The sequence below is a fragment of the Streptomyces sp. NPDC054841 genome (assembly GCF_053611045.1).
Genome location: NZ_JBSGZO010000768.1, coordinates 1 through 2,517, shown reverse-complemented (window position 1 = coordinate 2,517; position 2,517 = coordinate 1). Strand labels below are relative to the sequence as shown.

General features: G+C 67.1%; 1 protein-coding gene. It reads left to right on the top strand.

Annotation, left to right across the window (positions count from 1 at the left end; genetic code table 11):
- Window positions 1-274 precede the first annotated feature (274 nt).
- Window positions 275-2,485 (top strand): RICIN domain-containing protein, encoded by a 2,211-nt coding sequence (locus tag ACWGI8_RS42975; protein ID WP_453668904.1) that lies wholly within the window; start codon window positions 275-277, stop codon window positions 2,483-2,485.
- Window positions 2,486-2,517 lie beyond the last annotated feature (32 nt).

Below are 2,517 nucleotides of genomic sequence, written 5' to 3'. Positions count from 1 at the left end.
CCTGCGCGGTGGGCCGAACTGGTTGTGGTCCGTACCAAGCCCTTGACACGATTGTTGTTCACTTCTTAAATCACGTGGTGAACTAAGTCTCTCGCAGGTCCACTTGTCACCCCCCACCCCATCCCGGTCGGCGCAGTGACGGCTCTCGTGTATGTCATGTTCACGCCATTGCGTCCAACTCCCCACGCATGCCGTGCAGTCGGCACAGGAGAAAACCGTGCTCCGATCCCTGCGAACGCCCAGAGCGGGTCGCCACAGCTCAACCCCGGTCCGCATCACCGGCCCCTGGGTCGCGGCCATCGTGGCCGCGGCCACGGCCGCCTCGGTCCTCACCGCCATCCCGCCCACCCAGGCCGTCACCCCGCCGGCCTCCGCCGAGGCAGCCACGGCCACGGCCGCCGCCCTGCCATCGGGTTGGGCCACGGTGGTGAACGCAGGCAGCGGCAAGTGCCTGGACGCGCGGTCGGCCGCGACCGTGAACGGCACTGCCGTGCAGCAGTACACCTGCAACAACACCACCGCACAGCAGTGGAGTTTCACGCCGACCAGCGACGGCTTCGTACGGATCAACAACCGCAATGACGCCAATCAGGTCGTGGATGTGAGCGACACGTCGTCGGCCGACAACGCGGCTGTGCACCTGTGGACGTACGGCGGCGGCAACAACCAGCAGTGGCAGGCCGTCGACGAGGGCACAGGCGCGTACCACTTCGTCAGCCGGCACAGCGGCAAGTGCCTCGACGTTCCGTCCGCCTCGACGGCCGACAGCGTCCAGCTGGTGCAGTACACGTGCAACGGCACGGCTGCCCAGCGATTCCAGGTCGCACCGGTGAGCACCGCGCCCGGCGACGTCGACCTCGGCCCGAACGTGGTCGTCTTCGACCCGTCGATGCCGTCGTCCACGATCCAGAGCCGACTGAACTCGATCTTCCAGCAGCAGGAGACGACCCAGTTCGGCTCGCAGCGCTACGCGGTGATGTTCAAGCCGGGAACGTACAACAACGACGTCAACGTCGGCTTCTACACCCAGGTCCTCGGCCTCGGCCAGTCGCCCGACTCGGTCACGATCAACGGCGCCGTCCATGTGGAGGCCGACTGGTTCCCGCCGCAGAACGCCACGCAGAACTTCTGGCGCGGCGCCGAGAACCTGTCGGTGAACCCGACGGGCGGCACCGACCGGTGGGCGGTGTCCCAGGCCGCTCCGTACCGGCGTATGCACGTCCGCGGCAATCTCGCGCTGGACGACGGCGGCTGGGCCAGCGGCGGATTCATGGCCGACAGCAAGATCGACGGCCAGGTGCGGTCCGGCAGCCAACAGCAGTGGCTGACCCGCAACTCCCAGCTCGGCAGCTGGAACGGTGCCAACTGGAACATGGTCTTCGTCGGCAGCCAGGGTGTGCCGGGCAACAGCTTCCCCAACCCGCCGTACACCACGGTGAACCAGACTCCGGCGGTCCGGGAGAAGCCCTTCCTGTACGTGGACGGCGCGGGCCCCTACAAGGTGTTCGTACCCTCCCTGAGGACCAACTCCTCGGCCACGACCTGGGCGAACGGGAACAGCGCGGGCAGCTCCCTCGGCATGGACCAGTTCTTCGTCGTCAAGCCCGGTGCGACCGCCGCACAGATCAACGCCGCGCTGGCCGAGGGCAAGAACCTGCTGGTCACACCTGGTGTCTACCATCTGAACCAGACCCTGCGGGTAACCCGGCCCGACACCGTCGTCCTCGGTCTCGGCCTCGCCACGTTCATCCCGGACAACGGCGTCACGGCCATGACGGTTGCCGACGTCGACGGGGTGAAGGTCGCGGGCGTCCTCTTCGACGCCGGCACCACCAACTCGCAGACACTGATGGAGGTCGGCCCGGCCGGCGCCGCCGCGAACCACTCGGCCAACCCCACCTCCCTGCACGACGTCTTCTTCCGCGTCGGCGGAGCCGCCGTGGGCAAGGCGACGACGAGCCTCGTGGTCAACAGCGACAACGTCATCGGCGACCACATGTGGATCTGGCGCGGCGACCACGGCACGGGCATCGGCTGGAACAGCAACACGGCGGACACGGGACTCGTCGTCAACGGCGACGGCGTGACCATGTACGGCCTGTTCGTCGAGCACTACCAGAAGCACCAGACCATCTGGAACGGCAACGGTGGGCGGACGTACTTCTACCAGAACGAGATGCCGTACGACCCGCCGAACCAGGCCGCCTGGATGAACGGCTCCACCCAGGGCTACGCCGCGTACAAGGTGGCGAACACGGTCACCAGCCACCAGGCGTACGGACTCGGCAGCTACTGCTTCTTCAACGTGAACCCGAGCGTGACGGCCGAGCACGCCTTCGAGGTCCCCAACAACCCGAACGTACGCTTCCAGAACATGGTGACCGTCTCGCTCGGCGGCACCGGGACCATCCGGCACGTCATCAACGACAGAGGCGGTCCCTCGAACTCGTCCAGCAACGTGGCCAACCTGGTGAGCTACCCGTGAGGCGCTGATGGCCCGGGCGCCCGCTTCAGGGG